Annotated in this window: 16 protein-coding genes; 10 read left to right on the top strand and 6 right to left on the bottom strand. The window is 75.5% G+C overall.

Annotation, left to right across the window (positions count from 1 at the left end; translation table 11 throughout):
• Nucleotides 1-58: 58 nt before the first annotated feature.
• The 5 genes from FXF52_RS28315 to FXF52_RS28295 all read left to right on the top strand — a co-directional run bounded on the left by FXF52_RS28315 (nucleotide 59) and on the right by FXF52_RS28295 (nucleotide 4,880).
• On the top strand, nucleotides 59-790 hold the full coding sequence (locus FXF52_RS28315) for a monooxygenase (protein ID WP_148801388.1): 732 nt from the start codon (nucleotides 59-61) through the stop codon (nucleotides 788-790).
• Nucleotides 787-1,365: a GNAT family N-acetyltransferase gene (locus FXF52_RS28310; protein ID WP_148801387.1), complete on the top strand. Its 579-nt coding sequence runs from the start codon at nucleotides 787-789 to the stop codon at nucleotides 1,363-1,365. The genes FXF52_RS28315 and FXF52_RS28310 overlap by 4 nt, the downstream gene beginning before the upstream one ends.
• On the top strand, nucleotides 1,365-2,180 hold the full coding sequence (locus FXF52_RS28305; protein ID WP_370518031.1) for a carotenoid biosynthesis protein: 816 nt from the start codon (nucleotides 1,365-1,367) through the stop codon (nucleotides 2,178-2,180). The genes FXF52_RS28310 and FXF52_RS28305 overlap by 1 nt, the downstream gene beginning before the upstream one ends.
• A 76-nt stretch (nucleotides 2,181-2,256) precedes the next feature.
• Nucleotides 2,257-3,384, top strand: a complete 1,128-nt coding sequence (locus FXF52_RS28300) for a glycosyltransferase family 2 protein (RefSeq protein WP_148801385.1) — start codon at nucleotides 2,257-2,259, stop codon at nucleotides 3,382-3,384.
• A gap of 11 nt (nucleotides 3,385-3,395) precedes the next feature.
• A complete protein-coding gene (locus tag FXF52_RS28295; protein ID WP_148801384.1) occupies nucleotides 3,396-4,880 on the top strand; it encodes an NAD(P)/FAD-dependent oxidoreductase in 1,485 nt (494 codons plus the stop codon).
• 265 nt (nucleotides 4,881-5,145) lie between these two features.
• On the opposite strand, the gene FXF52_RS28290 is transcribed toward FXF52_RS28295, so the two are convergent.
• Both FXF52_RS28290 and metF read right to left on the bottom strand, forming a co-directional pair.
• A complete protein-coding gene (locus FXF52_RS28290; protein WP_148801383.1) occupies nucleotides 5,146-5,835 on the bottom strand; it encodes a CDP-alcohol phosphatidyltransferase family protein in 690 nt (229 codons plus the stop codon).
• 45 nt (nucleotides 5,836-5,880) lie between these two features.
• Nucleotides 5,881-6,798, bottom strand: a complete 918-nt coding sequence (metF, locus tag FXF52_RS28285; protein ID WP_148801382.1) for a methylenetetrahydrofolate reductase [NAD(P)H] — start codon at nucleotides 6,796-6,798, stop codon at nucleotides 5,881-5,883.
• 224 nt (nucleotides 6,799-7,022) lie between these two features.
• On the opposite strand from metF, the gene FXF52_RS43905 reads away from it, so the two are divergent.
• Nucleotides 7,023-8,486, top strand: a complete 1,464-nt coding sequence (locus FXF52_RS43905; protein WP_148801381.1) for a helix-turn-helix transcriptional regulator — start codon at nucleotides 7,023-7,025, stop codon at nucleotides 8,484-8,486.
• 9 nt (nucleotides 8,487-8,495) lie between these two features.
• The gene (locus tag FXF52_RS28275; RefSeq protein ID WP_148801380.1) at nucleotides 8,496-9,578 is read left to right on the top strand and encodes a polyprenyl synthetase family protein; all 1,083 of its coding nucleotides are present in this window, start codon (nucleotides 8,496-8,498) and stop codon (nucleotides 9,576-9,578) included.
• A 130-nt stretch (nucleotides 9,579-9,708) separates the two neighbouring features.
• On the opposite strand, the gene FXF52_RS28270 is transcribed toward FXF52_RS28275, so the two are convergent.
• A complete protein-coding gene (locus FXF52_RS28270) occupies nucleotides 9,709-10,089 on the bottom strand; it encodes an Rv2175c family DNA-binding protein (protein WP_148801379.1) in 381 nt (126 codons plus the stop codon).
• 165 nt (nucleotides 10,090-10,254) lie between these two features.
• Between FXF52_RS28270 and pknB the strand changes: the two genes are divergently transcribed.
• Both pknB and FXF52_RS28260 read left to right on the top strand, forming a co-directional pair.
• A complete protein-coding gene (pknB, locus tag FXF52_RS28265; protein ID WP_148801378.1) occupies nucleotides 10,255-12,237 on the top strand; it encodes a Stk1 family PASTA domain-containing Ser/Thr kinase in 1,983 nt (660 codons plus the stop codon).
• Between the two features lie 56 nt (nucleotides 12,238-12,293).
• On the top strand, nucleotides 12,294-13,154 hold the full coding sequence (locus tag FXF52_RS28260; RefSeq protein WP_148801377.1) for a deoxyribonuclease IV: 861 nt from the start codon (nucleotides 12,294-12,296) through the stop codon (nucleotides 13,152-13,154).
• Between the two features lie 106 nt (nucleotides 13,155-13,260).
• Here FXF52_RS28260 and FXF52_RS28255 read toward each other — a convergent pair whose 3' ends face one another.
• From FXF52_RS28255 to FXF52_RS28245, 3 genes are all read right to left on the bottom strand, one after another.
• Complete coding sequence (locus FXF52_RS28255; protein ID WP_148801376.1) at nucleotides 13,261-14,289, bottom strand: low specificity L-threonine aldolase; 1,029 nt, start codon at nucleotides 14,287-14,289, stop codon at nucleotides 13,261-13,263.
• A gap of 114 nt (nucleotides 14,290-14,403) precedes the next feature.
• The gene (locus FXF52_RS28250) at nucleotides 14,404-15,810 is read right to left on the bottom strand and encodes a class II 3-deoxy-7-phosphoheptulonate synthase (protein WP_148801375.1); all 1,407 of its coding nucleotides are present in this window, start codon (nucleotides 15,808-15,810) and stop codon (nucleotides 14,404-14,406) included.
• Nucleotides 15,811-15,924: 114 nt separating this feature from the next.
• Entirely contained in the window at nucleotides 15,925-16,419 is a 495-nt protein-coding gene (locus tag FXF52_RS28245) for a hypothetical protein (RefSeq protein ID WP_148801374.1), read from the bottom strand.
• Nucleotides 16,420-16,696: 277 nt separating this feature from the next.
• Here FXF52_RS28245 and FXF52_RS28240 point away from each other — a divergent pair, with 277 nt between their 5' ends.
• Entirely contained in the window at nucleotides 16,697-17,686 is a 990-nt protein-coding gene (locus tag FXF52_RS28240) for a helix-turn-helix domain-containing protein (protein WP_148801373.1), read from the top strand.
• The last annotated feature ends 44 nt before the right edge of the window (nucleotides 17,687-17,730 follow it).

The raw sequence follows: 17,730 nt of genomic DNA, 5'->3' as shown, positions 1-17,730 counted from the left end.
GAACCATCAAGCTCCGCAGCGCGACGGCCCACGGCGCGGCGCGAAGCGGAGCGGTGGCGTGAGCCCGCCCGAACTCGTCACGCTGCACGTGTGGCGGATCCCTCGGGCCGCGGTGCCCGGCGCGCTGGTCCGGATGGCCGTCCACCCGCCGCGGCTGCGCCGGGCCGCCGGCGTCCGGTTCGCCAAGCTGCTCGGCACCGGGACCGGCACGGGCTTCGGCCCCGGCGACGCCGACCCGACGCGGTGGGCCGCGCTGGTGGCCTGGGACTCCCCGGCCGCGGCGGCCGGCTTCGACGCCTCCCCGGTCGGCCGGTCCTGGGCCAGGATCGCCCGCTCCTCGGTCCGGCTGGAGCTGCGCCCGCTGACCAGCCGGGGCGCGTGGTCCGGCCGGCGGCCGTTCGGCGAGCCGTCCGGCGGCCCGGTCAGCGGGCCGGTGCTGGCGCTGACCCGGGCCCGGCTGCGGGCCCGCCGGGCGGTCACCTTCTGGCGGGCGGTCCCGCCGGTCGCCGCCGCCCTGCACGCCGCGCCCGGGCTGCTCGCCCGGTTCGGCGTCGGCGAGGCCCCGCTGGGCTGGCAGGGCACGGTGAGTGTGTGGCGCGACGCGGCGGACCTGGTCGCGTTCGCGTACCGTCAGCCCGAGCACCGGGCCGCGATCACGCGTACCCCGATCGAGGGCTGGTACGCGGAGGAGCTGTTCGCCCGGTTCGCGGTGGGCGACGTGGTCGGCGACCGGGCGGTGCTGGGGTGGGCCGCCGAGGGCGACCCGGAAACGGCGAGAGGACGCGCATGAGGTTGGTGCGGTGGACGCCGGACGATCTGGTCCGGCGGCTGGACGACGTGGTGGCCGTCTACGGCGAGGCGATGGGCTACCGCGCCGACCTGCTGGAGGCCCGGCGCGGCTACATCGCCACCCACGTCCGCCGCCCCGGCTTCCGCGCCGTCGCCAGCCTCACCCGCGAGGGGCACCTGGCCGGCTTCGGGTACGGCTACCTCGGCGCCGCCGGCCAGTGGTGGCACGACCAGGTGCACCGGGCGCTGGACACCGAGGCCCGGCAGCGCTGGCTGACCCACTGCTTCGAGGTGGTGGAACTGCACGTCCGCCCGCCCGCGCAGGGGCACGGCCTCGGCGCCGGCCAACTGCGCGCCCTGCTCACCATGGCGGAGGGGACGACCACCCTGCTGTCCACGCCCGAGGCCGACGAGCAGCAGTCCCGGGCCTGGCGGCTGTACCGGCGGTTCGGCTTCGTCGACATCCTGCGCAACTTCCACTTCCCCGGCGACGAGCGACCGTTCGGCGTGCTCGGCCGGGACCTGCCGCTGGCCTCGCCGGCCCCTGGCGGCGGCCCCGCCCCCGCCGCGCCGTGATCCGGAGCCGGCTGCCCTGGGCGCTGCTGGCCGGCCTGGTCCTCGCCCAGATCGGCTACCCGCTCACCGCCGGCGCCACCCGGGCCGGGCTGACCGTGGCCACGGTCGGACTCGGGTACCTGCTCTCCGTCGGGCACGCGCTGCTCACCCGGGGTACGCGTACCGCGGTCGCGCTGGTCGCGGTGGCCACCGGCGGCGGGTTCGCCGTGGAAGCGCTCGGGGTGGCGACGGGCTTCCCGTTCGGCAGCTACGACTACTCCGGCGAGCTGGGCCCGAAGCTGGCCGGGGTGCCGCTGATCATCCCCCTGGCCTGGACCTGGATGGCCTGGCCGGCCTGGCTCACCGCGGTCCGGCTCACCGCGTCCCGGCCCGGCCGGATTGCGCTGGCCGCGGTCGGGCTGGCGGCCTGGGACCTCTTCCTCGACCCGCAGATGGTGGCCGAGGGCTACTGGGTCTGGCGGGACCCCACCCCGGCCCTGCCCGGCCTGCCCGGCGTCCCGGCCGGCAACTACCTCGGCTGGCTGCTCTTCGCGGTGCTGCTGACGAGTGCGCTGCGCCCGCTCGCCGGGCCGGCCGTCGACCGCACCGACCGGCGGGACGGGCCGATGTTCGCGCTCTACCTGTGGACCTACGGCTCCAGCGTGCTGGCGCACGCGGTCTTCCTCCGCCTGCCCGCCTCGGCGGCCTGGGGTGCGCTCGGCATGGCGGTGGCCGCCGTGCCGCTGGCGGTGACGCTGCTCCGCGCCCGCCGCCCCGCCGCCGACCGCCGGGAGGTGGACGCGGCCGCCCGCCCCGGCGTCGACGTGTCGGCATGAGCGAGCGTCAGCGAGCGAATCATCAGCACAGCGCCGTGGTGCCTCATGACGGCACGGAGCGAAGCGGAGTGCCGTCATGAGTGTCGTCCTCGCCCTGGTCGCCGCGGTCGCCGCGCTCACCGCGCACACCTGGGTCAACGCCACCCGCTGGCTGCGCCGCCCCGCCGCCGGCCCGGTCGAGGTGACCGAGGTGGTGGCGGTGCTGCTGCCGCTGCGCGACGAGGCCGACCGGGTGGGGCCGTGCCTGCGCGCGCTGCTCGCCCAGCGCGGCGTGCCCGACCTGCGCATCGTGGTACTCGACGACGGCTCCACCGACGGCACCGCCGACGTGGTCCGCGCGGTGGCCGGCGACGACCCGCGGCTCACCCTGCTCACCGGGGCCGCCCCGCCGCGGGGTTGGCTGGGCAAGCCGCACGCCTGCTGGCAACTCGCCACCCGGACCGGCCCGGCCCCGACCGTGCTGGCCTTCGTCGACGCGGACGTGGTGCTCACCCCGTACGCCGTCGCGGCGGCGGTGGCCGAACTGCGCGCGGCGGGCGCGACGCTGCTGTCGCCGTACCCCCGGATCGTGGTGCGGACGGCGGCCGACCGCCTGGTGCAGCCGCTGCTGCAGTGGTTGTGGCTGACCTTCCTGCCGCTGCGCGCGATGGAACGCTCGCCGCGGCCGTCGCTGGCCGCGGCGGGCGGGCAGTTCCTGGTGGTGGACCGGGCCGGCTACCTGCGGGCCGGCGGGCACGCCGCGGTCGCCGGCCGGGTCCTGGAGGACATCGAGCTGGCCCGGGCGGTGAAGCGCGCGGGCGGCCGGATCGCCCTGGCCGACGGCTCCCGGCTGGCCACCTGCCGGATGTACGAGACCTGGCCGCAGCTGCGGGACGGCTACACCAAGTCGCTCTGGGCCTCGTTCGGGCACCCGTCCACCGCCGCGCTGGTGGTGGCGCTGCTGCTCCTGCTCTGGACCGCGCCCCCGCTGCTCGCGGTCGGTGCGCTGACGGCCGGCGCGCCGGCGGTGGCCGGGCTCGCGTTCCTGGCCTACCTGCTGGGCGTCGCCGGGCGGGTGCTCAGCGCCCGGGCCACCGGCGGGCGGGCCTGGCCCGACGCGCTGACACACCCCGTGTCGGTCGTGGTCCTCGGTTGGCTGACCCTGCGGTCGTACCATCTGCGGAAGCGACGCCGGCTCACCTGGCGGGGTCGCCCGGTCGGCTAGGGGGGCGCGGCATGGCGCGGATCGTGGTCATCGGCGCCGGGGTCGGCGGGCTGGCCGCCGCCGCTCGGCTGGCGGTCACCGGGCACGAGGTCACCGTCTTCGAGCGCGCCGACACGGTCGGCGGCAAGCTCGGCCGGCACGTCCACGACACGCCCGAGGGGTCGTACCGCTTCGACACCGGACCGAGCCTGGTCACCCTGCCGCAGGTCTTCCACGACCTGTTCGAGGCGACCGGCGCGAAGCTCGACGAGTATCTCGACCTGGTGCCGCTGGACCCGATCGTCCGGCACGTGTTCCCCGACGGCGGCACCCTGGACTCCTGCGCCGACCCGGCCGAGTTCGCCGCCCGGATCGGCGCGGCGTTCGGGGACCGGGCCGCCGCCGACTGGCAGCGGCTCTGGCGGCGGGCCACCCGGGTCTGGGCGGCGTCGCACCGGGACGTCCTGCGCCGCGCCATCGACTCTCCCCGGGACCTGGCCGCGCTGGCCTGGCGGCTCGGCGACCTCGCCGCGATCGCCCCCGGCCGCAGCCTGCGCGGGCTCGGCCGCCGCCACCTGTCCGACCCGCGGCTGCGGATGCTGCTCGACCGGTACGCCACCTACACCGGCGCCGACCCGCGCCGCGCCCCGGCCGCACTGGTCGCCGTCCCCTACGCCGAGCTGGCGTACGGCGGCTGGTACCTGCGGGGCGGGCTGGGCAGCCTCGCCGACGCGCTGCTGTCCCGCTGCCTGGACCTGGGCGTGGTGGTGCAGACCGGGACCGCGGTCACCCGGATCGACGCGGCCGGCGGCCGGGTGCACGGGGTACGCCTCGCCGGGGTGGCCGCCCCGGTCCCCGCCGACGTGGTGGTGGCCAACGTGGACGCGCTCACCCTCTACCGGGACCTGCTGCCCACCCCGCGCCGGCTGGCCGGGCTCACCGACCGCAGCCTGGCCGGCTTCGTGCTGCTGCTCGGCGTACGCGGCGACTCCGGGCTGGCGCACCACACCGTCTTCTTCCCCCGCGACCACGACGTCGAGTTCGACGCGGTCTTCGGCGACCCGGGGCGGGGGATCCGGGCCCGGCCGGCACTCGACCCGACGGTCTTCGTCACCGTGGCCGACGACCCGACCGTCCGCCCGGATCGGCACGAGGCGTGGTTCGTGCTGGTCAACGCCGCCCGCCACGGCACCGCCGCGGGTGCGGTCGACTGGCGGCGGCCGGGGCTGGCCGAGGCGTACGCCGACCGGATCCTCGACGTGCTCGCCGAGCGGGGCGTGGACGTCCGGGACCGGCTGGTGTTCCGCGAGATCCGTACGCCGGCCGACCTGGACGCGACGACCAGCGCGCCGGGCGGGTCGATCTACGGCACCGCGGGTGGCCTGCTGCGTCCGGCCAACCGGGGTCCGGCGGCCGGGTTGTGGCTGGTCGGCGGCTCCACCCACCCCGGCGGTGGCCTCCCGATGGTCACCCTGTCGGCCCAGATCGTCGCCGACGAGATCGGCCCGGCCTGGTAGCCCGCCGCTCGCCGGCCCGGGCAGGCCGTTCCCGCCACCTCGGCGATCTCGCGGGCCGTTCCCGCCACCTCGCCGATCTCACGGGCCGTTCCTGCCACCTCGCCGATCTCGCGGGCCGTTCCCCCCACCTCGCCGACCTGGCGGGAACGCGGCGGGCGGAGACCGCCGGATCGGCGATCTCGCGCGAAACGGGACGGGCCGAGACCGCCAGATCGGCGATCCCCGGCGCGCGACCGGCGGCGGACCGAGTGGGGCCGGGCGGCGGTCAGCCGGCGTCGACGAGGGCGCGGCGGACGGCGGCGAGGAGCTGCCCGAGGCCGTAGCCGGCCAGCAGCACCCAGACCGTGGCGGCCATGGTGATGGTGCCGGCAGCCACGTCGGCGTCGATCAGCCCGGTGAGCCCGGCGACCAGCAGCCCGACCAGGGCCACGCAGACCCGGGTGGGTCGCTCCCCCACGGTCACCACGCCGATCTCCCGCATCCCGGCGGCGACCGCCCGGGCCCGGACGTACTCGTGCAGCCAGGAGAGGCCACCGGCCGCGGCGACCAGCGCGCCCGGCGCACCGAGCAGCCAGAACGCGGTCAGCCAGGCGGCCTCACCGAGCCGGTCGGCGACGGAGTCGTAGACGTAGCCGAGCCGGGTGGTGCGGTTGGTGGTCACCGCGACGGCACCGTCGACGCTGTCCGCCACCGCGGCGAGCAGCACGAACAGCGCGCCGAGGAACGGCCCGTCGCCCAGCCGCCCGACCAGCAGCGGTACGCAGGCGCAGAGCAGCACCCCGACCACGGTCACCGGGGTCGGGCCGACCCGCAGCCGGCCCAGGACGTATCCCAGGTGGTAGGCGAACCGCAGCCAGGCGCGGACCACCGGCGCGGCGACGCGGGGGTCGAAGCCGCCGTGCAGCCGCGCCCACGCGGTCGCGTACTGGTCCCAGTTCAGCTGCGTGCCCGCCACGGGATCAACCGTAGAAGGGCGGGGCGGCTGACGTGGGTCGGCCGGTCAGACCCGTGCCGCGGCCTGGAGCTGCTGCCAGACCTCGCGGGTGGCGGTGGACCGGTTGAGGGTGATGAAGTGGATCCCCGGCACGCCCTCGTCCAGCAGCTTCGCGCACATCTCGCTGGCCTGCTCGATGCCGAGCCGACGGACCGCCTCCGGATCGTCGGCCACCCGGGCGAACCGCTCGGCCAGGGCCGGCGGGAACGGCGCGCCGGAGAGCTGCACGGAGCGCTCGATGGTGCCCATCTGGGTCACCGGCATCACGCCGGCCAGGATCGGGGTGTCGCAGCCGGCGGCCGCCACCCGGTCCCGCAGCCGCAGGTAGTCGTCGGCGTCGAAGAACATCTGGGTGATGGCGAACTCGGCCCCCGCCCGGCACTTGCGGACGAAGTACTTCGTGTCGCTGGCCACGTCGGATGAGCGCGGGTGCTTGTACGGGAAGGCCGCCACCCCGACGCTGAAGTCGCCCGCGTCGCGGACCAGCCGGACCAGCTCCTCGGCGTACTCCACGCCCTCCGGGTGCCGGACCCACTCGCCGCCGGGGTTGCCCGGCGGGTCGCCCCGCACGGCCAGCACGTTGCGGACGCCGACGGAGGCCAGCCGGCCGATGACGTGCCGCAGCTCGGCGACCGAGTGGTTCACCGCGGTCAGGTGCGCCATCGGCAACAGGGTGGTCTCGGTGGCGATCCGCTCGGTCACCGCGACGGTGGTGTCCCGGGTCGAGCCGCCCGCGCCGTAGGTGATCGAGACGAACGACGGGCGCAGCGACTCCAGCTCGCGGATGGCCTGCCAGAGCAGGCGCTCGCCCTGCGGGGTCTTCGGCGGGAAGAACTCGAACGAGAAGGTCGGCTGGCCGTCGCGGATCAGCTCCCCGATGGCCGGCTGAGGGTTCGGGAAGACCGAGGGAAGACCGAGCGCCACGTCCCGACTGTAACCGGCACGTCCCGTCGTACCCAGGTCTTCCCACCCCGCGAACAGCGCCGGGCAAAGCGTCGCACCCACGGAGTAGGAAAGGGGCAAGCGCGGTGGGTGCCGGCCGGTGGCCGGCCTCGGGGGCCCGCGTGGGGGTCAGCACGCCCGGCGACCCGCCGGTCCGGCACCGCCGGTCCGCGTCGCCATCCGCGCCGACGCCCTCCGGAGGACCGATGATCCCGATCCCGCCACCCGGTCCGCACCTGTTCGGGCCGCTCCTGGCCGAGCTGCGGTCAGCGCGCGGCTGGAGCCAGCAGCGGATGGCCGCCGAGCTCTGTGCCGCCGCCGGCGTGCCGACCCTGACCCGGCACGAGGTCTCCCGGTGGGAACGGCAGCGCCGCCTGCCCGGCGACTTCTGGCTGGGTTGGCTGGCCGTGGTCCTCGGGGCGCCGGGCGAACTGCTCGCCGAGGCCGCGGCGCGCAGCCGTCGGCTCGGCGCCGTGCCGGCGGCGGTCGACCGGGCCGGCTCCCGGGCCCGGCTGGCCCTGCTCACCCTGGCGCACCGCTGGTCGGCCGACCCGTCCAGGGTGTCGTTGGGCGGTCCGCTCGCCGGCCCCGCCCTGACCGAGCCGTCCGGCGGGGCGGCGGGCCCGGGCCGGGAGACTGGGCCGGTCCCGGTGCCGGCCGGGCCGGCGGACCCGGTGACCGGCGGGCCGGCGGACCCAATGTCGGGCGGGCCGGTGGCGGCCGGCGGCGGCGACCTGGCCGAGCTGCGGCGCTGGGACGACCTGCTGGGCGGGGCCGACCTGACCGGCCACGGCGCCCACCGGCTGCGCCGCGCGGCCCGGGCGCTCACCGTCGCCGGGCCGGCCGGCCGCCGCCGGCTGCTGCCCGTGCTGGCCGAGTCGGCCCAGCTCGCCGGCTGGCTCGCGGCCGATGCCGGGGACCTGACCGGCGGCCTGGACGCCTACCGGCTGGCGCTGGCCGCCGGCGACCCGGCGCTCGCCGGGCACGTCCTCGGGTCGGCCAGCCACCTGCTGGCCGGGGCCGGGGACCCGGTGGGCGCGCTGACGCTGGCCCGGATCGGCTATTCCGGCGCCCGCGACGCCGCCTCCCCCGGGCTGCGGGCGCTGCTGCTGCACCGGGTGGCGTTCGCCGCCGCGCTGGCCGGCCGGTCGCGCGCCGCCCGGCCGGCCCTCGATGCCGCCGAGCGGACCGGCGGGCCCGAACCGGGCCGGGAGCCACCGTGGCTGTACTGGCTCGACGAGGCCGAGCTGGCCGCGTTGACCGGCCGCACCCTGGTGGCGCTGGGTCGGCCGGGGCCGGCCGTGCCGCTGCTCGGGCCGGTGGCGCGGGGGCGGGACCGGCCGCGCCGCGCCGCGGTCTACGGCGGCTGGCTGGCCCGGGGATACCTCCAGCTCGGCGAGGTGGCGGGGGCCTGCGCGGTGGCCGGCGAGGCGCTGCTCGACGCCGTCCGGTCCGGTTCACCGCGGGCGGTCGGCCAGCTCACCGAGGTACGCCGCCGGCTGGCCGTGCACCGCGATGAGCCGGCGGCCGGCCGGTACGCGAGCCTGTTCGCGGCGGCCCGGCCCTACCTGCCGGTTGGGGCGGCGGGCGGGCCCGGCGCGGCGGGGTCCCGTCGACCACCGTCGAAACCTCGCCATGGCGGCACGACGCGACCGCCGGGGACCGGCTAGCGTTCTGGCGTGACTCACGCTGCTCCCGTATCCCCCGTCGACCGCGCCGGCCTGCGTCAGCGGATCGACAAGGCCCTCACCGAGTTCCTCGCCGGCCAGCGCGGCTGGCTGACCGCCGTCGACGACGGCCTGGTGCCGGTTGCCGAGGCGATCGAGGCGTTCGTGCTGGGAGGCGGGAAGCGGCTGCGCCCGGCCTTCGCGTACTGGGGCTACCGGGGCGCTGGCGGGCTCGACTCCGACCAGGTGGTGGCCGCCCTGGCCGCGCTGGAGTTCGTGCAGGCCAGCGCCCTGATCCACGACGACCTGATGGACCGCTCCGACACCCGCCGCGGGGAGCCGGCCGTGCACCGGCGGTTCGCGGCCCGGCACCGGGCGGCTGGCTGGAGCGGCGACCCGGACGGCTTCGGGGACGCCGCCGCGATCCTGCTGGGCGACCTCTGCCTGGTCTGGTCGGACGAGCTGCTGCACTCCGCAGGCCTCGAGCCGCGCACGGTGGCCCGGGCCCGGCCGGTCTTCGACGAGATGCGCACCGAGGTGACCGTCGGGCAGTATCTCGACGTGCTGACCCAGGCCACCGGCGACACCTCGCGGGAGCGGGCGGGCAAGGTGGCCCGCTACAAGTCGGCGAAGTACACGGTCGAGCGGCCGCTGCTGCTGGGCGCCGCGCTGGCCGACGCCCCGGCCGAGGTGCACGCGGCGTACTCGGCGTACGGGCTGCCGCTGGGCGAGGCGTTCCAGCTGCGCGACGACGTGCTGGGGGTCTTCGGGGACCCGGAGCGCACCGGCAAGCCGGCCGGCGACGACCTGCGCGAGGGCAAGCGGACGTACCTGGTGGCGGCGGCCCTGGAGGCGGTCGACGACGCCGGCCGGGAGCTGCTGCTCGGCGGGCTCGGCGACCCGGGGCTGGACGCCACCGGGGTGACCCGGCTGCGTGAGCTGATCACGGCGAGCGGGGCGCTGGAGCGTACCGAGGGGCGGATCGCCGCGCTGACCGAGAGCGCGCTGGCCGCCCTCACCACGGTCGACCTGGACACCGAGGCCCGGCAGGCCCTGGTCGACCTGGCCATCGCCGCCACCCGCCGCACCGACTGACCCACCCACCGCGCCCCCACCCTCCGCTGTTGATCATGAGGTTGACGGCGGAGTTGATCGCGGAAACTGCCGCCAACCTCATGATCATCGGGCAGCGCCGGGGGGTGGGAGCCGGGTGGGGGTGGGTGGGTTAGAAGCCGAGGGCTTGGGCGCGGCGTTTGACCTCCCGGGCCTGGTCGCCGCCGAGGGCGGCGGCCGGCGTGCCGGGGAGGGTGGGGTCCTCCTCGTAGAGCCAGCGCAGCGCCTCCTCGTCGTCGTACCCCGCGTCAGCGAGCAGGTTGAGCACGCCGGGCAGGTGCTTGAGCACGGTGCGGTTGGCCACCAGGTCGGCCGGTACGCGGCGGACGCCGTCGCGGCGTACCGCGATCAGCTCCCGGTCGCGGATCATCTGGTGCACCTTGCTGATCGACAGGTCGAGACGCTCGGCCACGTCCGGCAGGGTCAGCCAGGCGGCCGGGTCGGCCGGTCCGGGCAGGTCGGCGCCGGTGGCAGCGGGTACGGATTCGGTCACCCGACCACCCTGCCACGGGCCGGGACGGCCCGGGCCGGCGGCACCCCGTCGGGCACCTCCGGATGCCGCACGACCAGCCCGGACGCGCGTGGCGGGAGCGTTGTCGGCCCCCGGCTGTAGCATCCTGTTCAACCTTCACCCTCCCGACACATAGACTGCCTGCCGATGGACACACAGGTCGCCGACACGTTGCTGGGCTCGCTGATCGACGGGCGCTACCGCATTCGCGGTCGCGTGGCCCGTGGCGGCATGGCGACCGTGTACACCGCCACCGACGAGCGCCTGGAGCGCACCGTGGCGGTCAAGATCATTCACCCGACCCAGGCCCCCGAGGCCCGGGCCCGGATGGCCGGCTTCGTGGAGCGATTCACCGACGAGGCGAAGACCATCGCCCGGCTGACCCACCCGAACGTGGTGGCGGTCTACGACCAGGGCACCCACGCCGGCCTCCCCTACCTGGTGATGGAGTACGTCCGGGGCCGCACCCTGCGCGACGTCCTCGCCGAACGGCGCCGGCTCAACCCCGACGAGGCCCTGGCGATCGCCGAGCAGATGCTCGCGGCGATCGCCGCCGCGCACCGCGCCGGCCTGGTGCACCGCGACGTCAAACCGGAGAACGTGCTGGTCGCCGAGGCGCCCACCGGCGGCACCGCCAACCTGGTGGACAGCGTGGTCAAGGTGGCCGACTTCGGGCTGGCCCGCGCGGTCGAGGCGAGCGCCGAGGAGAACGGCAACCAGCTCATGGCCACCGTGGCGTACGTGGCGCCGGAGCTGGTCACCGAGGGCCACGCGGATCCGCGCACCGACGTCTACTCCGCCGGCATCGTGCTGTTCGAGATGCTCACCGGCCGGGTGCCGTACGACGGCGACCGCCCGGTGGACGTCGCCTGGCAGCACGTCGACCGGGACGTGCCGCCCCCGTCGACCCTGGTCCCGAGCCTGCCGAAGGTCCTCGACGACCTGGTCGGCCGGGCCACCCGGCGCGATCCGGGCGCCCGCCCCACCGACGCCGGCGCGCTGCTGGCCGAGGTGCAGGTGGCCCGGGACGACCTGGGCAACGCCGACTCGCACACCACGGTGCTGCGGCAGCTGTCCGACGGGAACAGCCCGATGGCCCAGCCGACCATGGTGGTGGCGGCGGTCCGCCCGGCCGAGCGTCCCGCCTGGGCCCGGCTGCCCGAGGGCGGCGGGCAGCGCCCGCACCGCCGCCGGGCCGCCGCCGAGGGCGGCGACCTGGGCGGTCGGCTGACCGAGCTGCGTACCCGGGTGATGGGCTCGCCCCGGGGCCGGCTGGCGGTCGCCGCGGCGGCCGTGGTGCTCGGCCTGGTGGCCGCGGTCGGCGGCTGGTGGTTCGGTGTGGGGCGCTACACGGTCGCCCCACAGCTGGTGAGCCTCACCAAGGCCGACGCGGAGGCGCAGGCCACCCGGGGCGGCTTCACCGTGAAGTACGCCGATCCCCGCTATGACGAGAAGGTGCCGAAGGACAGCGTGCTGGGGCAGAACCCGGCCTCCGCGGCCCGGATCCTCAAGGGCGGCACGATCACGCTGACCCTGTCGCTCGGTCCGGAGCAGTTGCCGGTGCCGGACGTGGTGGGCAAGGACTTCGAGCTGGCCCAGGCCGAGCTGACCGACGCCAAGCTGGTGGTGGTCAAGGGCTCCGCCCGGTACGACGACGAACTGCCCGCCGGGGTGGTGGTCGCCACCGACCCGAAGGTGGGCACGGTGGTCAAGCCGGGCACGAAGGTGACGGTGATGCTGAGCAAGGGCCGTGCCCCGGTCAGCGTGCCGAACCTGGTGGGCAAGAACCTCAACGACGCCCGGGGCATCCTCGCCCAGCTCGGGCTGACCCCGGTGGAGTCGTACAAGGACTCGGACAAGCCGAAGGACGAAATCCTCGGCCAGAGCCCGGCCGACGGCACCGGGGTGGAGAAGGGCGCCCAGGTCAAGCTGGAGATCAGCAAGGGGCCGCCGCAGGTGCCCGTGCCCCGGGTGATCGACCTGCCCTGCCAGCAGGCGAAGCAGGTGCTGGAGAGCCAGGGCTTCCCGGCCAACCTCCAGCTCAACCCCAACGGCGTGGCCCGCTTCCAGAACCCGCCAGAGAACACACCGGTGCCGCCGGGCACCACCGTCACGGTGACGTGCCTGTGAGCGCGCGGAGTGAGCCGGGCCGGCGAGCCCCGCAGTCGCGAACGAAGGATGGTCCGGTGAGCGTGCGGCGGCGGGTCGGCTCGCACACCCCCACCTCAGGCGGGCTGGCGAGGGCGGCGCTGCCGTACGTCGACGCGGCCGCCGCCGAGGTGGTGCAGGTCTACGTCTCCAACTCTCGGGGCTGGGCCCTGCCGGCCGGCGACCCGGCGCAGGACGCGCTGTTCCGGGACGGCTGCGGCGAACGGGGCGTCCCGGTCTTCATCCACGCGTCACTGCTGGTCAACCTGGGCTCCCCCACCCCGGCCACGGTCGAACGGTCGGCGCAGACCCTGGCGCACGCGCTGCGCCGGGGCCGGGCGATCGGCGCCGAGGGTGTGGTGTTCCACGCCGGCAGCGCCGTGGACGCAGGGCACGCCGAGGCGGCGATGCGCCAGGTACGCGAAGCCCTGCTGCCGCTGCTGGACGGGGCGGCGACCAGTGGCGGGCCGATGCTGCTGGTGGAGCCGAGCGCCGGGGGCGGCCGGTCGTTGGCCTCCCGGGTGGAGCACCTGGGCCCCTACCTGGACGCGGTGGACCACCACCCGATGATGGGGGTCTGCTTCGACACCTGCCATGCCTGGGCGGCGGGGCACGACCTGGCCGCCGATGGCGGGATGACCGCCACGCTGGACGCCCTGGTCGTCGCCGTCGGGGCGGACCGGCTGAAGCTGGTGCACGCGAACGACTCGAAGGACCTGTGCGGCTCGACCCGGGACCGGCACGAGAACATCGGCAAGGGCACCATCGGTGAGCCGGCGTTCGCCGAGCTGATGCGGCACCCGGCCACCGCGGGCATCCCGGTGGTGGTGGAGACCCCGACGGAGAAGCACGTCGGTCACGCCGCCGACATCGCCACCCTCAAACGCCTCCACCCCTGACCCCCCGCGCGGCCCCTGCCGACCCCCGGCCGGCGTTGACCAAGAAGTTTGCATCGGAAAACGCCCGGCGGACGACGCAAACTCCTTGATCAACAAGGCGGGACGGTCAGGCGCGGAGGATGCGGGTGAAGATCTCCGCGGCGCGGTCGATGGCGGCGTCGGTGACGTCCAGGTGGGTGACCAGGCGGGCGGTACGCGGGCCCAGCACCGAGACCAGCACGCCCTCCGCCCGGGCGGCGGCCGCGAGGGCCTTCGCGTCGAGCGGGTGCTTGGTCAGGTCGAGCGGGACGATGTTGGTCCGCACCGGCATGGCGAGCACGCCGTAGGGGGCGATGGCCTCGGCCAGCCGCGCCGCCTTGGCGTGGTCCTCGGCGAGCCGCTCGACGTGGTGGGCCAGAGCGTACCGGCCGGCGGCGGCCAGGATCCCGACCTGCCGCATGCCGCCGCCCATCCGCTTGCGGATCCACCGGGCCCGTTCGATCTTCTCGGCGCTGCCCAGCACCAGCGAGCCGACCGGCGCGCCGAGGCCCTTGGAGAGGCAGACCGACATGGTGTCGAAAAGGGCGCCGTAATCCGCCAGCGGCACCTGGTCGGCGACGTGCGCGTGCCAGATCCGCGCGCCGTCGCAGTGCAGGGCGAGCCCGTGGTCGTCGGCGACCCGGCGCAGCTCGCGCAGGGTGGCGAGCGGGATCACTCCGCCGCCGCCCCGGTTGTGGGTCTGCTCGACGGCGATCGCCCGGGTCGGCACCGCGAAGTAACCGTCGGGCCGGACCATCCCGGCCACCACGTCCGGGTCGATCTCCGCGCCGACCGCCGGCCAGGTCCGCGAGGAGATTCCGCCGTACGCAGCCGCCGCGCCGATCTCGTACGTGACGACGTGCGCGTCGGCGTCGCAGAGCAGCTCCTCGCCGGGCGGCACGACGAGCTGGAGCGCGATCTGGTTGGCCATCGAGCCGCTCGGGGCGAACAGCGCCGCCTCGTGCCCGAAGCGGGCGGCGACCTCGGCCTCCAGCGCGGTGACGGTGGGGTCCTCGCCGTACACGTCATCGCCGACCTCGGCGGAGGCCATCGCCTCCCGCATCCCGGCGGTGGGCCGGGTCACCGTGTCGGAACGAAGATCAATGAAGTCAGCCACAGTGATCCTTTCGGCTGCCGGGCTGCGGGGCTCGTAAGCTCACTCCTCGCGTCAGCCACGGTCATTCTTTCGGCTGCCGACTGCGGGGCTCGCAAACCCGGCTCACTCCTCGCGTCAGCCACGGAGCATCTCCGCCACCAGGAAGGCCAGCTCCAGCGACTGCTGGGTGTTCAGTCGCGGGTCGCAGGCGGTCTCGTACCGATCGGGCAGGTCGAGGTCCTCGATGCCCTGAGCGCCGCCGAGGCACTCGGTGACATCCTCGCCGGTCAGCTCGACGTGCAGGCCGCCCGGGTGGGTGTCCAGGCCGCGGTGCACCTCGAAGTAGCCGAGCACCTCGTCGACGATCCGGTCGAAATGCCGGGTCTTGTAGCCGTTCGAGGACTCGTGGGTGTTGCCGTGCATCGGGTCGCACTGCCAGACCACCTTGGCGCCGGCCGCGGTGACCTTGGCGACGATCGGCGGCAGGGCGTCCCGGACCCGGTGGTTGCCCATCCGGCTGATCAGAGTGAGCCGGCCAGGGATGTTGTCCGGGTTGAGCTTCTCGCAGAGCTCGATGGCCTCGTCCGGCGTGGTGGTCGGGCCGAGCTTGACGCCGATCGGGTTGGCGATCCGGGAGATGAAGTCGAGGTGCGCCCCGTCGAGCTGCCGGGTCCGCTCGCCGACCCAGAGGAAGTGCCCGGACAGGCCGTACGCCCGGCTGCCGGAGATCCGGGTGAGCGCCCGGTCGTACTCCAGCGCCAGGGCCTCGTGGGAGCAGTAGAGGGTGACCGTGCGCAGTGCCTCGTCGTCGGTCATCCCGCAGGCCCGGATGAAGGCCAGCGCCCGGTCGATCTCGCGGGCGATCGCCTCGTAGCGCTCGCCGGCCGGCGACTGCTTGACGAAGTCCTTGTTCCAGTCGTGCACCGCGTGCAGGTCGGCGAGCCCGCCGGCCAGGTACGCCCGGAGCATGTTCATCGCGGCGGCCGAGTTGGCGTACGCCCGGATCATGCGCTGCGGATCAGCGACCCGCGCCTCCGGCGTGGCCTCCAGCGAGTTGATCATGTCCCCGCGGTAAGCCGGCAGGCCCCGGGCGTCCGTCGGCAGCGACCGGGGCTTGGTGTACTGCCCGGCGACCCGGGCCACCTTGACCACCGGCAGCGACGCGCCGTACGTCAGCACGATCGCCATCTGGAGCAGGGTGCGGGCGTTAGCCAGCAGATGGCTCTCGGTGTTGTCGGCGAAGGTCTCCGCGCAGTCGCCGCCCTGGAGCAGGAACGCCTTGCCCTCGCAGACCAGCGCGAGGCGCTGCCGGAGCTGGTCGACCTCGTACGGCGCGACCACCGAGGGCACCGTGTCGAGCACCTTGCAGACCTCGGCGACCTGGGCCGGGTCCGGCCACGGCGGAGTCTGCGCGCGGGGAAGCTCCCGCCAGCGGTCCAGGCCGAGGGCCGCGTCCTCCGCGGAGTCGGCGGTCGGGCGACTGGTCTGGAGTCCCGGGCTACCCACCGCGGGGTGGGTCAACTGGTGCCACTCATGGCGCATGACAGAAAGCGTACGGCGACCGCCGGGGCGACCCGCCGGCGAGGGGGACGGTTCCGGCAGTTGGGAGATCAGCGCCACACCCCGGCCGACCGCAGGTCAGCCCGGCTGGACGGGTCAGGGGGTGATCGACGGTTCGGGGGTGTGGCCGCCGGGCGCCTCGCTCGAGATGCACCAGTCCGCGCCGCTGCGGGTAACCGTGAACAGCAGCGGCCGGGTGGCCTTGCGCGAGCCGACGGCGACGGTGACGGAGGTGCTGACCTCCTGGCCGTTCGGGCCGGACCGGACATCGGTGATGGTGGCCTGGGGCACCGTGAAGTGGTCGGCGAAGTCGCCGTTGGGGCCGGTGGCGGCGGCGTCGAAGGCGGCCTGCACGGGGGCGCAGAACTGGCTGCGGCCCGCGTCGACGTCCTTGCCGGCCATCGCGTCGAGGTACGCCTGGACCCGCTCGCGGCTCTTGGCCGCCGCCTCCTCGGCCGGTGCCCGCTGCGCCCCGCCGTCGGGGGCGTCCCGGGCCTCGTCGTCCCCGCCGAGACCGCAGCCGGCCAGGCTCAGCGGCAGGAGCGCGAGCAGCACCACCCCGGTCGCCACCCTCGGGTGCGTCAGGCCCATCGGTCCCTCCCATCGGCGCGGGCATCGAGACATGCCGAGCGGCGAGTCTGTCACATCGGCATTCCTACCTGCCGTGCCCGTCGTGTTCGTGGCGCACCGCCGGCAGCCGGCGGGATGTGGAACCGGACCGGCGCGGCGGCGTCCCCCATCCTCGCCTGCGCCGGCCCCTGCGGCCAGGCCGGCACGCGGTGTGCAGCCGGTCCGGGCGGCTGGTTAGATCCACGGCACGGTTAGATCCACGGCACGGCACGGCGCCGGGCCGCGCGCCCAGGAGGTGATGGTCATCCTCGCCGTGGCGTCGGTCGACACCGCGTGGTTGCCCCCGGCGGAGCGGTTCGACTTCTGGCTGGACCTGGTTGCCCGCGAGTCGGTGGCGGCCAGGATCAGCAGCGCGTACGTCGACAACTTCACCGCCTCGGCCCGGGCGGTCGACCTCGGCGTGGTAAGGCTCGGGAGGTGGCGCTATCCGCCGCTGGAGCTGTCCCGTATGCCAGGGATGATCCGCAGCTCGGACCCGGAGCTCTTCCATCTCGCCCTGCCTCTCTCCGGGCACGGCGTGGTGTGGCAGCAGCGTCGGGCAGGGCCGCTCGGCCCGGCCGGCTTCACCCTCATCGACACCCTCCGCCCGCACGGGTCCCAGCATGCGCTGGACCCGGCGACGGCCGCACCCGTGGAGACGCTGACCGTCCTGCTGCCGTACCAAGCGCTACCGCTGTCCGCACGCCGGGTGGAGGCGCTGCTCGCCGCCGACATCCCGGCCGACCGCGGGATGGGCGCGCTGCTCGCCGCCTTCCTGCGGCGGATCGTGGCGCAGCCGGAGGAGTACGCGGCGGACGACGCGCCCCAGCTGGGCCGGATCGCCCTGGACCTGATCTCGGGCACCCTGGCCGGCCGGCTCGACGTCGAGCGGGAGCTGCCCGTCGAGGTCCAGGAGACCGGCCTGCGAGCCCGGGTCGAGGTGTTCGTCCGGCGGCATCTGTCCGACCCGGCGCTCACCCCGGCGACCGTGGCGGCGGCGCACCACATGTCGCTGCGGTCGCTGCACCGGCTCTTCGAGGGCACCGGCACGACCGTCGGGGCCATGATCCGCACCGAGCGGTTGGCCGGCTGCTTCCGGGATCTGGCCGACCCGCGCCTGCGCCACCTAGCCGTCCATCAGGTGGCCGCCCGCTGGGGCTTCCGGGACCGGGCACACTTCAGCCGGGCGTTCCGGTCCGCGTACGGGCTCTCGCCCCGGGAGCACCGCGAGCGCGGTCCACTGGGCTGAGCAACCGAACGGGGAGGGACCGGTGTGGCCCCTCCCCGCCGGGT

The sequence above is a fragment of the Micromonospora sp. MP36 genome, assembly GCF_008119785.1.
Lineage (GTDB): Bacteria > Actinomycetota > Actinomycetes > Mycobacteriales > Micromonosporaceae > Micromonospora.
This window is presented reverse-complemented; position numbering and strand designations above follow the sequence as displayed.

Coding starts and splice junctions, on each gene's coding strand:
- FXF52_RS28245 (WP_148801374.1), bottom strand. CDS start 16,419: ATGGGCCTGACGCACCCGAGGGTGGCGACCGGGGTGGTGCTGCTCGCG.
- FXF52_RS28240 (WP_148801373.1), top strand. CDS start 16,697: ATGGTCATCCTCGCCGTGGCGTCGGTCGACACCGCGTGGTTGCCCCCG.
- FXF52_RS28300 (WP_148801385.1), top strand. CDS start 2,257: ATGAGTGTCGTCCTCGCCCTGGTCGCCGCGGTCGCCGCGCTCACCGCG.
- FXF52_RS43905 (WP_148801381.1), top strand. CDS start 7,023: ATGATCCCGATCCCGCCACCCGGTCCGCACCTGTTCGGGCCGCTCCTG.
- FXF52_RS28310 (WP_148801387.1), top strand. CDS start 787: ATGAGGTTGGTGCGGTGGACGCCGGACGATCTGGTCCGGCGGCTGGAC.
- FXF52_RS28250 (WP_148801375.1), bottom strand. CDS start 15,810: ATGCGCCATGAGTGGCACCAGTTGACCCACCCCGCGGTGGGTAGCCCG.
- FXF52_RS28295 (WP_148801384.1), top strand. CDS start 3,396: ATGGCGCGGATCGTGGTCATCGGCGCCGGGGTCGGCGGGCTGGCCGCC.
- pknB (WP_148801378.1), top strand. CDS start 10,255: ATGGACACACAGGTCGCCGACACGTTGCTGGGCTCGCTGATCGACGGG.